Source organism: Clostridium sp., from assembly GCF_051656525.1.
Classification (GTDB): Bacteria; Bacillota; Clostridia; order Clostridiales; family Clostridiaceae; genus Clostridium.
Window position 1 is genome coordinate 1 of record NZ_JBOGCC010000239.1, and the last position, 1374, is coordinate 1374.

The 1374-nt window shown below is 27.3% G+C and carries 1 protein-coding gene; it reads right to left on the reverse strand.

From position 1 onward, the window contains the following. Positions 1–310 precede the first annotated feature (310 nt). A partial coding sequence (locus ACRDDY_RS12175) for a sensor histidine kinase (RefSeq protein WP_438565218.1) occupies positions 311–1374 on the reverse strand: 1064 nt, incomplete at its 5' end.

Here is a 1374-nt window from a genome sequence, read left to right on the forward strand (position 1 = left end):
TGTACAAACAAATTTTTTCATAATAATTTCCTCCTCTATTTTCACACACATAAATTTTATTTATTTCTCTAAACTTTTAAAAATCACTTTAACTTTTAAAAATTTAGTTTTAATCTTTTTCCGTACCTCTTTGGTACAATTTTATTATATAATAATTATTATCCGTTGTAAATACCTTTTTTAAAAAAACTTTTATTATTTTTTAAACTTCCCTTTAAAGATTATATTTTAATTGGATAATTTTGTATATAATTTTAGTAATACATTTTTAGACAAAAAACTAACCTCTTTTATAGAGATTAGTTTTCTTTTAAAATACTTGTGGTAAATATACTGTTATTCTTGTTCCAATACCTCTTCTACTTAATACACTAAAATATCCTCTATGATTATCTACTATCCATTTTGCTATTGAAAGTCCGAGTCCTGTTCCACCATCTTTACGTACTCTGGCTGTATCTGCTCTAAAAAATCTTTCAAATATATGTGGTATATCTTTCTCTTCCATTCCTATTCCATTATCTTGTATTGAAAAGTATGGTTCTTTCTTTTCATTCTCTCCTACTTTAATTACAATCTCTTCTCCATTTTCAGTATATCTAACTGCATTTTCTATTAAAATTCTAGCTGTTTGTTTTATTAATGAACTATCTCCTCTAATAGTTATATTATCAAGTAATATTCCCTTATAGATATGTTCCTTATCTATCATTTTAGATTCTTCTAATACTTCTTTCATTAAATCTGTAAGAGAAAACTCTATAATTGTAAGTCCCATTTTCCCATTAATTCCTCTAGCTAAAAATAATAATTGTTCCACTAGATTTTTCATATTTTCTGACTCACTTTTTATTGCTACAATTGATTCCTCTAGAATACTTTCATCATTTTTTCCCCATCTATCTAGCATATTAGCATATCCTTGAATTACTGAAATAGGAGTTCTAAGCTCATGTGATGCATCTGACACAAATCTTGCTTGTTGCCTATAGCTTTCCCTCATTCTTTCTAAAAGATTATTTATTGCATCTTCTAACCCTTTGAGCTCAGTATCACCTATATAAACCTTCTCATCAGAAGTTATTGTCTCAATCTTATAAATTGCCTCTTCAAGATTATGAAATTTCTCTTCATCTATTACCATACCACTTAATCTATTTGCAGTTTCTACAATCTCATTTAAAGGTCTTAACACTTTTCTTACTCTTCCAGTTCCAAATATGATTTGTTTTACTAAATATATTAATTCAACTACACAAAGAATCGTTAGAATCTCTTTTATACTAGTTAAAAATGCTGTCGCACTTTGGACCATACTTTTTCCATCTGGCCAAATTACAGTATACTTCGCTGTATCTATTGGAAAAAAATCAA